Origin of the sequence: Pseudomonas sp. IT-P12, assembly GCF_949767465.1 — a bacterium.
Classification (GTDB): domain Bacteria; phylum Pseudomonadota; class Gammaproteobacteria; order Pseudomonadales; family Pseudomonadaceae; genus Aquipseudomonas.
The window spans coordinates 642315-659617 of sequence record NZ_CATKPY010000022.1; the positions used below are offsets into that span (position 1 = coordinate 642315).

17 protein-coding genes are annotated in these 17303 nt (G+C 63.1%); 10 read left to right on the forward strand and 7 right to left on the reverse strand.

The window, feature by feature from the left end; translation table 11 throughout:
* Nucleotides 1–94: 94 nt before the first annotated feature.
* Together ACM6IM_RS17745 and ACM6IM_RS17750 are read left to right on the forward strand one after the other, a co-directional pair.
* On the forward strand, nucleotides 95–916 hold the full coding sequence (locus tag ACM6IM_RS17745; protein WP_414865852.1) for an aldo/keto reductase: 822 nt from the start codon (nucleotides 95–97) through the stop codon (nucleotides 914–916).
* A gap of 29 nt (nucleotides 917–945) precedes the next feature.
* Nucleotides 946–1416 carry a DUF1810 domain-containing protein gene (locus tag ACM6IM_RS17750; protein WP_414865853.1) on the forward strand — a complete coding sequence of 157 codons (471 nt, stop codon included), beginning with the start codon at nucleotides 946–948 and terminating at the stop codon, nucleotides 1414–1416.
* Here the strand turns inward: ACM6IM_RS17750 and ACM6IM_RS17755 are convergent.
* Nucleotides 1381–3741, reverse strand: a complete 2361-nt coding sequence (locus ACM6IM_RS17755) for a DNA polymerase II (protein WP_414865923.1) — start codon at nucleotides 3739–3741, stop codon at nucleotides 1381–1383. The two genes, ACM6IM_RS17750 and ACM6IM_RS17755, sit on opposite strands and share 36 nt — an antisense overlap.
* A gap of 205 nt (nucleotides 3742–3946) precedes the next feature.
* On the opposite strand from ACM6IM_RS17755, the gene ACM6IM_RS17760 reads away from it, so the two are divergent.
* Nucleotides 3947–4387 carry a CBS domain-containing protein gene (locus ACM6IM_RS17760; protein ID WP_017339904.1) on the forward strand — a complete coding sequence of 147 codons (441 nt, stop codon included), beginning with the start codon at nucleotides 3947–3949 and terminating at the stop codon, nucleotides 4385–4387.
* A 128-nt stretch (nucleotides 4388–4515) separates the two neighbouring features.
* On the opposite strand, the gene ACM6IM_RS17765 is transcribed toward ACM6IM_RS17760, so the two are convergent.
* Nucleotides 4516–5139 carry a glutathione S-transferase gene (locus ACM6IM_RS17765; RefSeq protein WP_414865854.1) on the reverse strand — a complete coding sequence of 208 codons (624 nt, stop codon included), beginning with the start codon at nucleotides 5137–5139 and terminating at the stop codon, nucleotides 4516–4518.
* Between the two features lie 158 nt (nucleotides 5140–5297).
* On the opposite strand from ACM6IM_RS17765, the gene ACM6IM_RS17770 reads away from it, so the two are divergent.
* The 4 genes from ACM6IM_RS17770 (at nucleotide 5298) to ACM6IM_RS17785 (ending at nucleotide 7809) form a co-directional block, all read left to right on the forward strand.
* A complete protein-coding gene (locus ACM6IM_RS17770; RefSeq protein WP_414865855.1) occupies nucleotides 5298–5819 on the forward strand; it encodes a DUF3455 domain-containing protein in 522 nt (173 codons plus the stop codon).
* 154 nt (nucleotides 5820–5973) lie between these two features.
* Nucleotides 5974–6495, forward strand: coding sequence for a sigma-70 family RNA polymerase sigma factor (locus tag ACM6IM_RS17775; protein ID WP_225606902.1), 522 nt, complete (start codon nucleotides 5974–5976; stop codon nucleotides 6493–6495).
* On the forward strand, nucleotides 6492–7211 hold the full coding sequence (locus ACM6IM_RS17780; protein WP_414865856.1) for an anti-sigma factor domain-containing protein: 720 nt from the start codon (nucleotides 6492–6494) through the stop codon (nucleotides 7209–7211). The genes ACM6IM_RS17775 and ACM6IM_RS17780 overlap by 4 nt, the downstream gene beginning before the upstream one ends.
* A 157-nt stretch (nucleotides 7212–7368) precedes the next feature.
* The gene (locus ACM6IM_RS17785; protein ID WP_414865857.1) at nucleotides 7369–7809 is read left to right on the forward strand and encodes a phage infection protein; all 441 of its coding nucleotides are present in this window, start codon (nucleotides 7369–7371) and stop codon (nucleotides 7807–7809) included.
* 118 nt (nucleotides 7810–7927) lie between these two features.
* Here ACM6IM_RS17785 and ACM6IM_RS17790 read toward each other — a convergent pair whose 3' ends face one another.
* On the reverse strand, nucleotides 7928–9022 hold the full coding sequence (locus tag ACM6IM_RS17790; protein ID WP_414865858.1) for a DUF1615 domain-containing protein: 1095 nt from the start codon (nucleotides 9020–9022) through the stop codon (nucleotides 7928–7930).
* 171 nt (nucleotides 9023–9193) lie between these two features.
* Here ACM6IM_RS17790 and ACM6IM_RS17795 point away from each other — a divergent pair, with 171 nt between their 5' ends.
* On the forward strand, nucleotides 9194–10729 hold the full coding sequence (locus tag ACM6IM_RS17795; protein ID WP_414865859.1) for an FAD-dependent monooxygenase: 1536 nt from the start codon (nucleotides 9194–9196) through the stop codon (nucleotides 10727–10729).
* A 98-nt stretch (nucleotides 10730–10827) separates the two neighbouring features.
* Here the strand turns inward: ACM6IM_RS17795 and hemB are convergent, their stop codons facing one another.
* Both hemB and ACM6IM_RS17805 read right to left on the reverse strand, forming a co-directional pair.
* Nucleotides 10828–11802, reverse strand: coding sequence for a porphobilinogen synthase (gene hemB, locus ACM6IM_RS17800; RefSeq protein WP_192304640.1), 975 nt, complete (start codon nucleotides 11800–11802; stop codon nucleotides 10828–10830).
* 240 nt (nucleotides 11803–12042) lie between these two features.
* The gene (locus tag ACM6IM_RS17805) at nucleotides 12043–12750 is read right to left on the reverse strand and encodes a glutathione binding-like protein (protein ID WP_414865860.1); all 708 of its coding nucleotides are present in this window, start codon (nucleotides 12748–12750) and stop codon (nucleotides 12043–12045) included.
* Between the two features lie 359 nt (nucleotides 12751–13109).
* Here ACM6IM_RS17805 and ACM6IM_RS17810 point away from each other — a divergent pair, with 359 nt between their 5' ends.
* Together ACM6IM_RS17810 and ACM6IM_RS17815 are read left to right on the forward strand one after the other, a co-directional pair.
* Nucleotides 13110–13784 carry a histidine phosphatase family protein gene (locus ACM6IM_RS17810; RefSeq protein ID WP_192304644.1) on the forward strand — a complete coding sequence of 225 codons (675 nt, stop codon included), beginning with the start codon at nucleotides 13110–13112 and terminating at the stop codon, nucleotides 13782–13784.
* An 83-nt stretch (nucleotides 13785–13867) separates the two neighbouring features.
* A complete protein-coding gene (locus tag ACM6IM_RS17815) occupies nucleotides 13868–14923 on the forward strand; it encodes a permease (protein ID WP_192304646.1) in 1056 nt (351 codons plus the stop codon).
* Nucleotides 14924–15037: 114 nt separating this feature from the next.
* Here the strand turns inward: ACM6IM_RS17815 and mnmH are convergent, their stop codons facing one another.
* Nucleotides 15038–16141 (reverse strand): tRNA 2-selenouridine(34) synthase MnmH, encoded by a 1104-nt coding sequence (gene mnmH, locus ACM6IM_RS17820; RefSeq protein ID WP_414865861.1) that lies wholly within the window; start codon nucleotides 16139–16141, stop codon nucleotides 15038–15040.
* Complete coding sequence (selD, locus tag ACM6IM_RS17825; RefSeq protein ID WP_371051120.1) at nucleotides 16141–17175, reverse strand: selenide, water dikinase SelD; 1035 nt, start codon at nucleotides 17173–17175, stop codon at nucleotides 16141–16143. Before selD ends, mnmH begins: the two co-directional genes overlap by 1 nt.
* Nucleotides 17176–17303: the final 128 nt, after the last annotated feature.

Here is a 17303-nt window from a genome sequence, read left to right on the forward strand (position 1 = left end):
CCAGCCCCTTCCGGGCCGGCGGCTAACGGCAAAGGGAACCCGTGGGCTATTCTGCTGCCAACTGGAATAGTCCTGGTGTTCAGTGGAGGTTTGCATGCGGGTTCTCGAATTGGCGGGCGTCAAGGTTCCCGTGATTGGCCAGGGCACCTGGCGCATGGGCGAAGATCCGGCCCGACACGCCGAAGAAGTCGCTGCATTGCGCCTTGGCATCGAACTGGGTATGACCCTGATCGACACCGCCGAAATGTACGCCGAAGGGGGCGCCGAGGAAGTGGTCGGCGAAGCGATTGCCGGGCGGCGCGACCAGGTGTTCCTCGTCAGCAAGGTCTACCCGCACAATGCCAGCCGCCGGGGTGTGCCCCAGGCCTGCGAACGCAGCCTGCGCCGGTTGAACACCGATTACCTGGACCTGTACCTGCTGCACTGGCGCGGCCAGTATCCCCTCGAAGAAACCATCGAGGCCTTCGAACGTCTGCGCGAAGACGGCCGGATCGGCGCCTGGGGCGTGTCCAATTTCGACGTGGATGACGTGCAGGCACTCAACGCCCCGGCGTGCGCCACCAACCAGGTGCTGTACAACCTGGAGGAACGCGGCATCGAATTTGACCTGTTGCCGGCGTGCCAGCGGCATCGCCAGCCATTGATGGCATACTGTCCAATAGGCCAGGGCGGGCAATTGCTGGCCCACCCGACGCTGGCCCAAGTGGCCGCCCGTCACGCGGCGACCCCGGCGCAGGTAGCGCTGGCATGGATTCTGCGACAGGATGGCGTGATAGCCATCCCCAAGGCGGTTCGGCCCGAACACGTGCACCTGAATGCACAGGCCGCGCAATTGCAACTTGAGATCGGGGATCTGGAGGCGCTGGACCAAGCGTTTCGCGCGCCACAACGCAAACAGCGACTGGCCATGGTCTGAGCCATCGCGGTTTTGTCGGAGGGCTTCTCATGAGAAGCACCGATCAGCTCGATGCCTTCAATCTGCAGCGCTTTGTCCTGGCGCAGAATCCTGTGTTGCAGCGCGTGCACAACGAACTCGGCGCCGGCCACAAACGCAGTCACTGGATGTGGTTCATCTTTCCGCAGCTCGCCGGGTTGGGCGACAGCGAAATGTCCCGACGTTTTGCCATTCGCTCCAGCGATGAAGCCACGGCCTACCTCGAACATGCCCTGCTGGGTCCTCGGCTGCTCACCTGCACGCAACTCGTGCTGGATATCCGGGAACGTTCGATTGCCGAGGTGTTCGGTCATCCTGACGACCTGAAATTCCATTCATCGATGACCCTGTTCGCCCAGTTTGCCCCACAGGCCAGCCTGTACCACCAAGCACTGGAGCGTTACTTCCATGGCATTCCGGACGAATGGACGCTGACGCTGCTGGACTCAAAACAGGCCCAGTTGCCCCCCAACCAGGGTTGAGAAATCATCGTCGACAAAGGGCAGTATCGCGTCGGCCACCGGTTGCAACTGGCGCGTGACGTAGTGATCGTAGTCGATGGGCGCGTTGCGGATTTCCAGCGGCTCGGGGCCGGCAACGGTGATCACGTAGCTGATCCAGCCGCCATTCTGGTATTGGCGTGGCCGTCCCTGGCGATCGTTGAAGTCGTCGGCGATCCGCGCCGCGCGAACATGCGGCGGCACATTGCGTTCATAGTCATCCAGGGTCCGGCGCAGACGCTTGCGGTAGACCAGCCGATCATCGAACTCGCCGGCCAGGGTCTTGCGCACATACTCGCGCACGTAGTCTTGGTGGGGCTTGCGATGAAAGATCAGCGAGTACAGCTCCTGCTGGAACTGTCGGGCCAACAATGACCAGTCGGTGCGTACGGTTTCCAGCCCCTTGTAGACCATTTCGTCGCGACCGTCGTCGCGCGTCACCAACCCGGCATAACGTTTCTTGCTGCCCTCCTCCGCCCCGCGGATGGTGGGCATCAGAAAGCGTTTGTAGTGGGTTTCGAACTGCAGTTCCAGGGCGCTGTGCAAACCGTATTGCTGCTGCACATGCTCGCGCCACCACTGGTTGACGTGATCCACCAGGGCATGGCCGATCTGCGCCGCTTCCTGTTGGCCGTGGGCGCGGCGCAGCCAGACGAACGTCGAGTCGGTGTCGCCGTAGATCACCGTATGGCCCTGGGCTTCGATCAGTTGCCGGGTGCGCAACATGATTTCGTGCCCACGCAAAGTGATAGACGAGGCCAGCCGCGTGTCGAAGAAGCGGCAGCCGCTGGAACCGAGCACGCCGTAGAAGGCATTCATGATGATCTTCAGGGCCTGGGACAACGGCGCATTGTGCTCGCGCTTGGCCGTTTCGCGACCCTCGGCGACTCGCGCGACAATGGCCGGCAGGCAATGGCGGGTCCGGGAGAAACGCGCGCCGCGAAAGCCCGGCACCGACTCGCTGTCTTCGGGGTGCCTGAGCCCCTCGATCAATCCCACCGGGTCGATGAGGAACGTGCGGATGATCGACGGATAGAGGCTTTTGTAATCGAGGACCAGCACCGATTCGTACAGGCCCGGTTGCGAGTCCATGACAAACCCGCCGGGACTGGCCTGGGCCGGTTTGCTGCCCAGGTTCGGTGCCACGAACCCCTGGCGGTGCATCAGCGGCATGTACAGGTGAGTGAACGCCGCCACCGAGCCGCCGCTGCGGTCGGCCGGCAGACCGGTGACACTGGCCCGCTCCAGCAGGAACGTGAGCAACTGGGTCTTGGCGAAAATCCGCGTGACCAGTTCGCAGTCCTTGAGGTTGTAGGTGGCCAGGGCCGGCTTGTCCTCGGCGAACATGCGGTTGATTTCATCCATGCGCTGGTACGGCGTGCTGATCGCCTTGCCTTCGCCCAACAGGGTTTGCGCGACGTTTTCCAGGCTGAAGGAGGGAAAACTCCAGGTCGCCGAGCGCAGGGACTCGATGCCATCGATGATCAACCGCCCCGCCGCTGAGGCGAAATAGTGGTTGCGGCTGCCATGTTCGCGCCATTGCATCTCTTCGCCGCCACGCCCCAGCTTGAGCGGCACCCCCAGCCGTCGCGCATGTTCGTGCAGCACCCGCAGGTCGAACTGCACGACGTTCCAGCCGATGATCGCATCAGGGTCGTGCCGGGCGAACCATTCGTTGAGTTTCTTCAGCAACAGCGTGCGCGAATCGCAGTACTCGAGCTGGAAATCCACTGCACTGGCGTCGCCGTTAGGCGGGCCGAGCATATAGACCTGGCGTTCACCGCAGCCTTCCAGGGCAATGGAATACAGCTCGCCCTGGGCGGTGGTTTCGATGTCCAGGGACACCAGCCTGAGGCTCGGCCGATAATCGGGATCCGCTTTCATCTGCGCGTCGAGCAGCAGGCTCTCGGCATCCGGCGTACCGCCGAAGACCACCGGCGCGGTGATGAAACGCTCCATCATGTAGCGTTCCGGAGGCCGAACATCACCTTCGAACATCTCGACGCCAGCTTTGCGCAGCGCGGTTTCCAGGCGCATCAACTGGCCGTGCTGGCGACAATACAGGCCAAGCACCGGGCGGTGGTCGAAATCCTTCAGTGCCAGGGGCTTGAGCTCGACGTTTTTTTCGCCCAGTAGCACCGCTTCGGCCTGTTCGCGCTGCTCGGCCGCAATGAACGCCACCGACGGTTGAGGCGGCAGGCGAATGCGCCGGGGGCCGCTGTCGGTCGCCAGCCAGAATTCGACTTCCGTACCGTTCGGGGTGTCGCGCCAATGCCGGGTCAGGACGAAGCCCCGCTGTAAATCCACCACTGCAACCTCAATGTCGATCAGGAACGCAATTCTACGCGTCATTGCCGGGGATAGCGCCTCCGTCAAAGCGCCGCTCCCACGGGGTCAGGCAAGAAAAACCGCGAAATGACGTTTTTTGCACGTTATCTGCCGCTTTGCGCCTTGCTCTCGACGTCAGGGTCTACGATTCTTCAGGAACAACGACAACACCCGAGAAGCCACCATGAAAACCGTCGCCCAACTGCTCAAGTTGAAAGATCAGAAGAATCAGGAAGTGCACCAGATCAAACCCGACCACATGGTGCTCGAAGCGCTGATGAAAATGGCCGAGAAGAACGTCGGTGCCCTGCTGGTGGTGGAGAATGAAGAAGTACTGGGGATCATCAGTGAACGCGACTACGCGCGCAAACTGGTGCTGCACGGGCGCTCCTCGGTGGGCACGCCAGTGCGCGACATCATGGTGTCGCCGGTGATTACCGTGGACACCCACCAGACCGTCGATACCTGCCTGGGCATCATGTCCGACAAGCGCCTGCGCCACTTGCCGGTGGTGGAGAACGGCAAACTGATCGGCTTGCTGTCGATCGGCGACCTGGTCAAGGAAGCGATTGCGGAACAGGCGGAACTGATCCGGCAGCTGGAGCAGTATATTCGCGGGGAATAAGCCCAAGCACCACGCCTTCCCTGTGGGAGCGGGCTTGCTCGCGAAGGCTGCAGAACATTCAACAGAGTTGAGCCTGACACGCCGCCTTCGCGAGCAAGCCCGCTCCCACATTCTGGTCTGCGCTGTGCTCAACCCGGCCAATGCCGCGCAAACACCGGCGCCAGGGTCGGGTGCCGGTCGATCCGCTCCAGCCAGGCGAAAAAGCCCGGTCGGGCGCTGCGCAAATGCTCGCGGCTGCCGGCCCAGCGCGTAACCACCGCCGCCAGCACATCCAGTGCCCCGGGCGTTTCGTCCCCCAGGTACAACTCGCCGGAAAACTCATCGGCAAACACCTCCCAGCTCCAGTGCAGCCGCTCGCGGGCGCCGGCCACGAGGTTTTCCCGGGCCGCCTGATCGGCCACCGCCAGCCAGCGCTCGGGGTAATCGATGATGCCGATGGCCGCGTAACAATTGCTGACGATGTACGCCAGGCCACGAATGGCCTGGTCGCGCTCGAGCGGTTTACTCGGCAACAGGCCCGACTGGGGAAAGCTCAGCCCGAGATGGATCAGGATCGCCGCACTCTCGGTGAGGATGCTGCCATCGGGCAGTTGCAGGGTCGGGATCTGCTTGAGCGGGTTTAGTTTCTCCAGGGCGTGGGCGTCCTCGGTGGATTGCTCGACGTCGATGAAGCGGTACGCGATCTCGCAGAGTTCCAACGCGGCTTCGATGGCGGCGGCGCCGGAATTGCGGTGTCCGTAGAGTTGATACATAAACACCTCCACTGTGGTGCTCTCTTTGTAGCAGCTGACTCCGGGCTTGCTGGAAAATTTCTTTTTTCAGCCCTGCATCCAAATGGCTTTCCGACGGGTAGTACCTGTAGCAGCCGTATTGGCTGCGCAGCGAATGACTCACTTACGGAGAGAATTTCATGAACGCCAGACAGCTGATGTGCCTTGCCGGTTTGTTCGCCGCTATTCCTGCGGCGTTTGCCCAGAACGGGCTGCCCGACAGTATCAAGGTGCCGGAGGGGCACAAGGTGGCAATGGAAACTACCGGAGTCGGTGAAATCACCTACGAATGCCGCGACAAGGCCAACGCCGCCGGGCAGACCGAGTGGTTCTTCGTCGGCCCCAAGGCGGTGCTCAATGATCGCAGTGGCAAACAGGTCGGTACCTACTTCGGCCCGCCCGCCACCTGGCAAGCAAAGGACGGCTCGACCGTCACCGGCACCCAACTGGCCGTCGCCCCGTCGAGTCCGGGCAACCTGCCTTATCAACTGGTCAAGGCCAATCCGGCCGAGGGCAAGGGCGCGATGAACGGCGTCAGTTACATCCAGCGCGTGGCGCTCAAGGGCGGCGTGGCCCCGAGTACGGCATGCACGACGGCCAACAAAGGCCAGCAGGAAGTGGTGAAATACCAGGCGGACTACATTTTCTGGGCAGCCAGCTAAGCCCTGTGGGAGCGAGCCTGCCCGCGACTGCGCCGGGTCGGTCAGGACAATGGTCATTGGCCCGTCGATTTCGCGAGCAGGTGCGTTCCCACACGATTCGGGTTTGTTTGCTAGATTGCATTGGATACCCACCGAACGACTGAGCGTTGTGCCCTTGCCTGACACCCTTTTCGACTATGAAGCCCACCTCCTCGCCTGTGGTCGGGGCGAGCGTCAGGCCCTGCGGGCTCTGTATGAGCAGGAAAGCCCTCGATTGCTCGGCGTGGCCAGGCGTCTGGTGCGTGACAACGCGCTGGCCGAAGACATCGTCCACGATGCGTTTATTAAAATCTGGGCCGGCGCGGCGCGTTTCGACCCGACGCGGGGAACGGCGCGGGGCTGGATGTACAGTGTGACGCGGCACCTGGCGCTGAATTTTCTCCGCGACAACAACCGCGAGATACAGGGCGATATCGACCTGTACCGCGACGCTGAAGCCTTCGATGCACAGGCTCACTCGTCACGCATTCATCGGTGCCTGGAGCAACTGGAACCGGCGCGGCGCGATTGCATCCTGCACGCCTACGTCGACGGTTACTCCCACGCGCAGATTTCACACAAGCTCGGCACGCCACTGGGCACCGTCAAAGCCTGGATCAAACGCAGCCTGACCGCCTTGCGGGAGTGTATGGGATGACCACTCGACCTGTGGATGAGACCCCGGAGGAACGCGACGAACTGGCCGGCGAGTATGTGCTGGGCACGCTCTCGCCCGAACGACGCACCGAGGTTCAACAGCGCCTGCGCGACGACAGCGCGTTGCGCACGGCGGTCGATGGCTGGGAACGTCGCCTGCTCGGCCTGACTGACCTGGCCGAGCCCGTAACCCCGTCGCCCCCTCTGTGGCACCGCATCGAGCGCAGTCTCAACGCCTCGATGCCACGATCGGCAACCGCCGCGACCGCACCGCCTTCCTGGTGGAACCGGCTGGGGTTATGGCGCGGCTTTGCCGGTGCCGGGCTGGCGGCGACGCTGGTGCTGGGCACATTGCTGTTGACGCAAGCCACGGTCAAACCGACCTACCTGGTGGTGCTCGTCGCGCCGCAGGACAAAGCGCCAGGCTGGGTGATCCAGGCCAGCAACGCCAGGGAGATCCAGCTGATTCCTCTCGGGGTTGCGCAGGTTCCGGAAGACAAGGCCCTGGAGTTCTGGACCAAGGCCGAAGGCTGGCAAGGGCCGGTGTCCCTGGGCCTGGTCAAGCCTGGACAAACCCTGTCGGTGCCGCTGGACAAACTGCCGCCGCTGCAGCCGGACCAGTTGTTCGAACTGACCCTGGAAAACCGCACCGGCTCGCCGATCGGCAAGCCGACCGGGCCGATTCAATTCATCGGTCGCGCGGTGAAGGTCATCTGAACCCCTTCCCTCGACGAACCATCAACCTCACGCGCAGGGAGTCTGCCAAATCATCACTGGCGTCGATGTTCAACATCACGTCAATGAAGTTCTCTTAAAAATTCCGGGGCGTAACATCACACCCATACCAACCAATAACACCCCGGAGCACACCACCATGAAACGCCAAATCATCCTCAGCATCGTTCTCTCGGTACTCGCCGCTAACGCCTTCGCCGCCAAAGCACCGCGCACCATGATCGCCGAAGGCGGCTCTGATCGCCTGATCGAACGCCGTGTCGCCGAAGGTGGTTCGGACCGTCTGATCGAACGTCGCGTTGCCGAAGGTGGTTCGGATCGTCTGATCGAACGTCGCGTCGCCGAAGGCGGTTCGGACCGTCTGATCGAACGCCGAGTGGCCGAAGGTGGTTCGGATCGTCTGATCGAACGCCGTGTAGCCGAAGGTGGTTCGGATCGTCTGATCGAACGCCGTGTAGCCGAAGGTGGTTCGGATCGTCTGATCGAACGCCGCGTTGCCGAAGGTGGTTCGGATCGTCTGATCGAACGTCGCGTTGCCGAAGGTGGTTCCGACCGTCTGATCGAAAGCCGCGCCGTATGAAGCCTCGCTCCAGCGCAATACCCAACAAAAAGCCCGGCCTGATCAGCCGGGCTTTTTCGTGTGCAAGGGGTTACCTGTGGGAGCGAGCAGGCTCGCCCCCACAAAAAACTGCCCTCGCTCACTTCCCCGCCCGCGCCATGCAGCGCTGATAACGCTCGTCGACACGCTTGGCAAACCACGCCGTGGTGAGTTTGCGGGTGATTTTCGGGCTTTGCAGGACAATCCCCGGCAATACCGCCCGCGGTAACGCACGACCATCGGCCTGTTCGGCCAGTTCGAACACCCGTCGATAGAGTTCGGTGTCCTCGAACTCAAGGCTTTTGCCCTTTTCCAGTTGATCGCGAATGGTCGGATGACGCATGTCCAGGCGTTTGCCAAGGGCCCGCACGGCCAGCTCGGTGCTCCCGGGCATGATCGAGCCATAGCGCACCAGATCGCCATCCAGCGTCAGCGGGATGCCCGAAGCGCGGCTCAGCGCATTCTGAAACGCCGCATTACGGCTCGCGTACCACCCGGCGTTGAAATCGGCGAAGCGGTACAACGGCTGGGTGTAGCTCACCGGATAACCGAGCAAGTGGGCGATGCCGAAATACATGCCGCCGCGACGGCTGAACACTTCACGGCGAATCGTACCGTCGACCGGGTAGGGATAGTTGCGCGCCTGCCGTTCGGCGAACTCGATGCTGACCTGCATCGGGCCGCCGGTGTGCACCGGGTTGAAGCTGCCGAACAGCGTACGCCCCATGGGCACCATGCCGATGAAATCATCGAAAATCGCACTCAGCTCTTTTTCGCTGCGCGCGGCATTGAGCCGCTCGCTATAGCTTTTGCCGTTGCTGGAGCGCACCTGCAACGCAGCGCTCACCAGTAACCCGGGCACATGGACCTTGGCGGCGCGACGGTCGATTTCATCCCGGGCGATCTTGCCCAGGCCCGGCACCGGCGGATCCACTTGAAAGGTCGATTCCTGTTCGGTGACCGCGAGCACGGAACACAGGTTTTGCGTCGAAGGATCGATGCCCTGCGCGGCAAACGCGGCGTAGATGTCGGTGGCCCAGCCCTGGCGATCAGCGGTCCTGGCCGGCAGCAGGCGCACGATCTCGGCCTTGACTTCGGCGGGCGGCCGGGGCGCCACCGGCTGGGTGCGCTGGGTGCCGCAACCGGCCAGTAGCAGCAGCGCCGCGATACCGGTGATCAAGCGATTGACTTGCATGCTGCTCCTTCCAATCCGTTGAACCGGGTTAACCATACGACCAATGGCATGGCGCATGCTATGACTGCAACGCGCCGCGGCCGTTCCTGAACGCGAGGCGCCCGACGGACTGCGCCTGCCCGTTGACCTCGACTGGACCATAATGGGGCGGACACACCAGGAGGCACGCACATGAACCGTAGCGACGTGTTGATCGTCGGCGCCGGTCCCACCGGGCTGGTGCTCGCGCTGTGGCTGAGAAAACTGAAGGTTCGCGTGCGCATCATCGACAGGACCTCGGCCCCCGGCACCACGTCACGGGCGCTGGCCGTGCAGGCGCGAACCCTGGAGTTGTATCGCCAGCTGGACCTCAGCGAGGCCGTGCTCAAGGGCGGTCATCGCGTGGCGGCAGCCAACTTCTGGGTCAAGGGTGAACCGGTCACGCGCCTGCCCCTGAGCAAGGTCGGCGAAGGCCTGACGCCGTACGCCTTCCTCGAAATCTTTCCCCAGGACGAGCACGAACGTTTGCTGATCGAACGTCTGGAAAGCTTCGGCGTGCGGGTCGAACGCAACACCTCGCTCGAGGGGTTCGAGGAAACCGGCGACACCCTGACCGCCCGGTTGCGCCTGCCCGATGGTCGCGAGGAAATCTGCCAGGCGTGTTACCTCGGCGGCTGCGACGGTGCCCGCTCGATCGTGCGCAAGACCCTGGACACCGGGTTTCCCGGCGGCACCTACCAGCAGATATTCTACGTCGCCGACGTGCAGGCCAGCGGGCCGGCCCTCAATGGCGAGCTGCACCTGGACCTCGATGAAGCGGATTTCCTCGCCGTGTTCCCGCTGGCCGGCGAAGGCCGGGCGCGCCTGATCGGCACGGTGCGCGACGAGCGCGCCGAAGCTGTCGACACCCTGCAGTTCGAGGACGTCAGCCGCCGCGCCATCGACCACCTGAAAGTGCAGATCGAACGGGTCAACTGGTTCTCGACCTACCGCGTGCATCATCGGGTGGCCGAGCACTTTCGCAGCGGTCGCGTGTTCTTGCTGGGCGACGCCGCCCATGTGCACAGCCCGGCGGGCGGCCAGGGCATGAACACCGGCATTGGCGATGCCATCAACCTGGCCTGGAAACTGGCCGCCGTGCTGAACGGCAGCGCCACGGCACAACTGCTCGACACCTACGAAACCGAACGTATCGCTTTCGCGCGCAAACTGGTCGCCACCACCGACCGGGTGTTCAGCTTCGTCACCGCCGAAGGGGGCGTGGCCGATCTGCTGCGCACACGCCTGGCGCCGTTCCTGCTGCCGAAAATGGCGTCGTTCGCCACGACCCGCCAGTTCCTGTTTCGCACGGTGTCGCAGATCACCCTGAATTATCGCGGGATGCCGTTAAGCACCGGCAGCGCCGGACAGGTGCACGGTGGCGACCGGTTGCCCTGGGCGCATGACGGTGAAGGGGATAATTTTGAAGCGCTGAAATGCCCGAACTGGCAGGTGCATGTGTATGGCGACACCAGCGACGAAATGATCGCCTGGTGCAACGAACACCACCTGCCGTTGCACGTGTTCGACTGGCGGCCGGCATTCGAAGCCGCCGGGCTTGGGCGCAACGGCTTTTACCTGCTGCGTCCGGACACCTACGTGGCGATCGCCGAAACCTGCTCGGACCCGAAGGTGATCGAGCGCTATTTCCGTGATCACGGAATCCGGCCGTTCATGGGGGCTTACTGACCTGACAAAGGGGGGAGACCTGCGAGGAGTCTGGCTGCCCCATCGCGAGCAGGCTCGCTCCCACGCAGACTGATCCCACACAGGTTCGGCCGTGTGTATCAGATCCCGGCCAGCGCCAGGTCCATCGCGAAGTAGGTGAAGATCAGGTCAGCCCCTGCCCGCTTGATCGCTCCGAGGCTCTCGCGCACCACACGGTCTTCGTCGATCGCCCCGGCCTGGGCGCCGAACTTGATCATCGCGTACTCGCCACTCACCTGGTACGCCGACAGCGGCAGGTTCGAGGCCTCGCGGATGTCGCGAATGATGTCCAGGTAGGCACCGGCCGGCTTGACCATCAGCGCGTCGGCACCTTCCTGTTCGTCCAGCAGCGATTCACGCAGCGCTTCGCGGCGGTTCATCGGGTTCATCTGGTAGCTTTTGCGGTCGCCCTTGAGCGCGCTGCCACCGGCTTCACGGAACGGGCCGTAGAGCGCCGAGGCGAACTTGGTCGAATAGGCCATGATCGCGGTCTGGGTGAAGCCGGCGGCGTCCAGGGCCCGGCGAATCGCCTGGACCTGCCCGTCCATGGCCGCCGACGGCGCAATCACATCGGCCCCCGCACGCGCGGCCGCCACGGCCTGCTTGCCGAGGTTGATCAGCGTCTGGTCGTTGTCGACTTCATGGTTGTGCAGCACACCGCAGTGCCCGTGATCGGTGTACTCACAAAAGCAGGTGTCGGACATGACGATCATCTCCGGCACCGCGTCCTTGGCAATGCGCGACATGCGCGACACCAGGCCATTGTCGCTCCAGGTGTCGCTGCCCTGGCTGTCCAGATGGTGCGAGACACCGAAGGTCATCACCGACTTGATCCCGGCCCGGGCATATCGTTCGATCTCGCCGGCCAGCTTCGATTCCGGAATACGCATCACGCCGGGCATGCTTTTGATCGGCACGAAATCGTCGATCTCTTCCTCGACGAAGATCGGCAGCACCAGGTCGTTCAGGCTGAACTCGGTTTCCTGGAACAGGCTGCGCAGGCTCGCATTGCGGCGCAGACGGCGTGGACGTGCTTCGGGGAACTGGCTGGACATGAACATTCCTGGAAATCGGAGGATAAGACGAAAGTCGTAGGGGGCGAGAGCTTATGCCCTATGGGGACGGATACAAACTTCAGCCGCGCAAAAAACCCTTACCACTTCAACAACAATTGTTCGGGAGCGATGGGGCGACGATTCGACTGGCTCGCGAAGGCAGTGGGTCAGTCACGGCATCGTGGACTGACACATCGCCTTCGCGAGCAGGCTCGCTCCCACAGGGCATGGCAGCGATGATCAGGAAACCGCCTTCGGAATTTCCAACCCGCGCACCACCGCCGGCCGCGCCAGGAAACGCTCCAGCACCCGAGTCACGTTGGGGAAGTTGCCGATGCCCACCAGATCGCCCGCTTCATAGAAGCCGATCAGGTTACGCACCCACGGGAACGTGGCGATGTCGGCGATGGTGTAGCGATCGCCCATGATCCAGTCGCCCCCTTGCAGGCGGCCATCGAGGACTTTCAGCAGGCGTTTGCTTTCCTCGACGTAGCGGTCGCGCGGGCGCTTGTCCTCGTAGTCCTTGCCGGCAAACTTGTTGAAGAAACCGAGCTGGCCGAACATCGGTCCGATGCCCCCCATCTGGAACATCAGCCACTGGATCGTCTCGTAGCGAGCGGCCGCGTCCTGAGGCAGCAATTGCCCGCTCTTGTCCGCGAGGTAGATCAGGATCGCCCCGGACTCGAACAACGCCAGCGGCTTCTCGCCCGGACCGTGGGGGTCGAGGATCGCCGGGATCTTGTTGTTGGGGTTCAGCGAGAGAAATTCGGCGGACAACTGATCATTGTTTTCGAAACCCACCCGATGCGGCTCATAGGGCAGGCCGATCTCTTCGAGCATGATCGAGACCTTGACGCCATTGGGGGTCGGCAACGAGTAAAGCTGAATCCACTCAGGGTATTGAGCAGGCCATTTGCGGGTAATGGGAAACGCAGACAGATCAGTCATAGGTTTGGATCTACCAGAAGATTCAAAGCCACGATCATAGTGGCAACCGCCCCTTTTGGCGTATCAAATTTGCTGATAGGCAAGATCAGCGCAATCCAGGGGGCGTCGGCACCGACGCCGTGTACCCTGTCCATAAATTCGCAACATCTCGTCGATAATCTCTGCTGCAACCCGTCAGAGGATGTCGGTACCTTGTTGAGCTCTTCACCGGAATCGAACCAAACGGGCTTCAGTGGACTCTGAGTTTTGCCCTTTCGGACACGGACCGGCTTCACGACATGGAAAACACCCGACGCTGGGAGCTCGGTGTGCAAGGGTTTGTCAGCCTTAACCGAACGCGCTGAAGAAACGCCAACCCCATGATGAACCCTTTGAAATACCTCCGACGCCTGAAGCCCCGTGCGTGGGTCCTGTTACCTTCGCTGCTGGCGGTCGGCGGTCTGTTCCTGTCGCTCGAGTCCAGCGAGAGCCGCGCCCAGCCGGTCAACGGCACCCAGACGCTGGTCTTCCTGCGCCACGCCGAAAAGCCTGAAGGCGGCCTGGGCCAGCTCAACTGCCAGGGCCTGAACCGCGCCATCGACCTGGCAACGCTGCTCCCGGAAAAATTCGGCAAGGCCAACTACGTGTTCGCTGCCAACCCGACGCGCAATGTCGAGGAAGGCGAACTGGACAATTCCTACAGCTACATTCGCCCGCTGATGACCATCAGCCCCAGTGCGATCAAGCTCGGCCTGCCGGTGAACATCGAGTATTCGGCCAACGACACCAGCGACCTGGCCGACGAACTGCTGAACAACAAGTACCACAACTCGGTGATCTATACCGCCTGGTCCCACGGCTACCTGCCCGAGCTGATCAACAAGGTCGCCGGCGAAGCCGTCGGCAAGAAACAGAACATCACCGATGACTGGGCCTCCAGCGACTTCGACTCGCTGTTCGTGCTGACCCTGACCTGGCGCAACGGCAAGGCCAGCCTGCAGAGCCACAGCTACAAGCAAGGCCTGGATAACGGCCAGGAAACCTGCCCGAGCTGATCAGCGCCGGCGGCCCGTTCGCTGGCGGGCGCTTGAGGGACTGGGCTATCCTGCATGCCCACCTCATTTGCCGGAACATCACCATGCCTCTTTCAACCGCCGCCGCCCCCACCCGGGGCTGGTCGTTCTGGTGGAAACCCGCCCTGTTCATCCTGGTGGCCTGCATCGGCCTCTATTACGTCAAGTGGTCGCCCTACTACGTGAAAGCGTTCGTGGCGGCGGACAACCACAGCATCGGCGCCTCGATCCTCAACGATTCGCAGACCGCCCCCCTGGCCGCCGCGCTGGCTTACGCCAAGGTGTATTTCCTGGCGATCTGGAAAGCCGCGGTGCTGGCGGTGATTCTCGGCTCGCTGCTGCAAGTGCTGATCCCGCGAGACTGGCTGCTGCGCCTGTTCGGCCGCGCCGGTGTGGCCTCCACCGTGCGCGGCGGCCTGTTTGCCCTGCCGGGGATGATGTGCTCGTGCTGCGCGGCGCCGGTGGCCGCCAGCATGCGCCGCTCGAACGTGTCGGTCGGCGCGGCACTGGCGTTCTGGATCGGCAACCCGGTGCTCAACCCGGCGACTCTGGTGTTCATGGGGTTCGTGCTGGGCTGGGGCTTCACCGCGATCCGCCTGGTGGCCGGGATTGTGCTGGTGTTCGGGGTGTCACTGCTCGCCCAGCGCATCTCCGGCCCCGAGGCATTGCCGGAAGCGGCCGTCGAAGCGGTGGCCAACGTCAGCGAAAAAGATCCTCAGCCGTTCCTCGCGCGTTGGGGCAAAACCCTGTGGCAGCTGTTCTGGAGCACCATCCCGATCTACATCCTCGCCGTGCTGGTGCTGGGCGCGGTGCGGGTCTGGGTGTTTCCGCACCTGGACGGCGCCATGGCCAACGGCCTGTTGTGGCTGGTGCCGCTGGCGATCATCGGCACGCTGTTCGTGATCCCGACCGCAGCGGAAATCCCCATCGTGCAAACCATGATGACCCTGGGCATGGGCACCGCACCGGCGGTGGCGCTGCTGATGACCCTGCCGAGCATCAGCCTGCCGTCGCTGCTGATGCTGCGCAAGGATTTCGACAGCCGGGTGCTGGTGAGCGTGGCGTTGATGACCATGGGCATCGGGGTGATCAGCGGGTTGGTCGGCGCGGCGCTGCTCTGAGGTTTTGCCGACGGTCATGGCCGCATCGCTCCCACACTGATCCGTAGCGTTCACACGATCAATGCGGGAGCGACGACTCGACCTGCTCGCGATGGAGTCTGCCGACTCGACACATCACCCTGCGCGCTGACTGCGCTCGCGCAAGTACTCGAACACCTCGTCCCTGCCGCCGGCGAATTCGATCCGCAGGCCTTTCTTCTCCCGCTGAAACGCGTACATCGGGTCGTAGTACTCGCGCAGCAAGCCCTCGATCCAGCCCCGGTGCAAGGCCACTGCCCCGCTGCGGGCCTGCTCCGCCAGTGCGTCTTCCATGAGCACCAGCATCCGCCGATGACGCTCGCCGCCCAGGCGCTTCTGCACGTTGTTCAGGCTGGCCAGCAAGCGCTCGGCAAACAGCCCGAAGCCCTCTTCGCCATGCAGGTCGACGAACTCGGCACACAGGTCCACCACGTAGTCGCGCAGGATCCGTTCGACCCGCCCTTCAAGGCTGTCCTCCAGCCAGACCATCGGGAACCGCTGCATGCCCTGGAACAGCGGCAACGGCAAGGCGCAGCTGCCGACCATGCGGCTCTCGTCTTCCAGCACGAACTGCTCGATACCGCGGCTGCGCTTTTTCAGCACGTCCACCGCCAGGCGGTTTTCAAAGTCGATGTTGGATGGCTGCCCCGTGGCGCGCTTACCGAAACTGGAACCACGGTGGTTGGCGTGGCCTTCCAGGTCCAGGCCGTTGCGCAGCTGCGTCAGCACTTCGGTCTTGCCGGTGCCGGTCATGCCGCCGAGCAAGACGAAATCACACTGGGCGACGGCCTGGTCAAGGGTCTGCAGCAGGAAGGTGCGCATGGCCTTGTAGCCGCCACCGACCCGCGGGTAATCGATGCCCGCCTCGTCCTTCAGCCATTGCTGGACGATCTGCGAGCGCAAGCCGCCGCGAAAACAATACAAATAGCCGTCGGGATGCGCCCGGGCAAAATCGGCCCAGGCCTGGATACGCTCGGCCTTGATGGCCCCGGACACCAATTGGTGCCCCATCACGATCGCCGCCTGCTGCCCCTGCTCCTTGTAGCAGGTGCCGACGCGCTGCCGCTCGCTGTCGTTCATCAGCGGCAGGTTGACCACCCCCGGAAACGAACCCTTGATGAATTCGATCGGTGCCCGGGCATCCATCATGGGCCGGTCATTGAGGAACAGATCGCGGTAATCGGTGAACTGGGCGGACATCAGAACACCTCGACCGCGTGGGTCTGTCGCTCGACCAGTTCACCGATCGGCGCAAGGCTCAGGCCCAGTTCTGCAGCCACTTCAAGGAATGCTTCGTTGCCTTGCGGCGTCACCGCCACCAGCAGCCCGCCGCTGGTTTGCGGATCGCACAGCACACGCTTGTGCAGTTCCTGGAGGCGTCCGAGCTGACGGGCATAGCTGTCGAAATTGCGCAGCGTCCCCCCCGGCACGCAACCCTGGTCGAGGTAATACTCGACGCCCGGCAGGCGCGGAACGCGGTCGTACTCGATACGCGCCGTCAGGTGGCTGCCGTCGGCCATTTCCACCAGATGCCCGAGCAAGCCGAAACCGGTGACGTCGGTCATCGCGGTCACGCCGTCGAGCTTGCCGAAGCGGCTGCCGGGTTTGTTCAGGGTGCACATCCAGTCGCGGGCCAGGCCGATGTCGCCCTGGCGCAACTTGCCCTTCTTTTCGGCGGTCGTGAGGATGCCGATGCCCAGGGGTTTGGTGAGGTAGAGCAGGCAACCGGCCGTCGCCGTGTCATTGCGCTTCAGGTGGCGCTTTTCCACCAGGCCGGTCACGGCGAGGCCGAAGATCGGCTCCGGCGCGTCGATGGAATGGCCGCCGGCCAGGGGAATACCGGCGGCGTCACACACCGCACGCCCGCCGCGAATCACTTCCCGGGCAATTTCCGGTGCCAGCACATTCACCGGCCAGCCGAGGATCGCAATGGCCATCAACGGATCGCCGCCCATGGCGTAGATATCGCTGATGGCATTGGTGGCGGCGATGCGCCCGAAATCGAACGGGTCGTCGACGATCGGCATGAAGAAATCGGTGGTCGAGACCACGCCGCGCTCTTCATCGATCGAGTACACCGCCGCGTCATCGCGCGAGGCATTGCCGACCCACAGCCTGGGGTCCAGGTTCTGCGCCCCGCTGCCGGCCAGGATCACTTCCAGCACTTGTGGGGAAATCTTGCAGCCACAGCCAGCGCCATGGCTGTACTGGGTCAGGCGGATCGGTTCGCTCATGGGGCACCTCGTCGGAACAATGGCGCCGATTCTAACAGAGCGTTGCCCGTGAAATTCGGCCGCCCGGGCGCGCAGTCGAGCAGCGGTCAAAAAAAACCGCCCTTGCGGGCGGTCAAAGTCCTTCACCT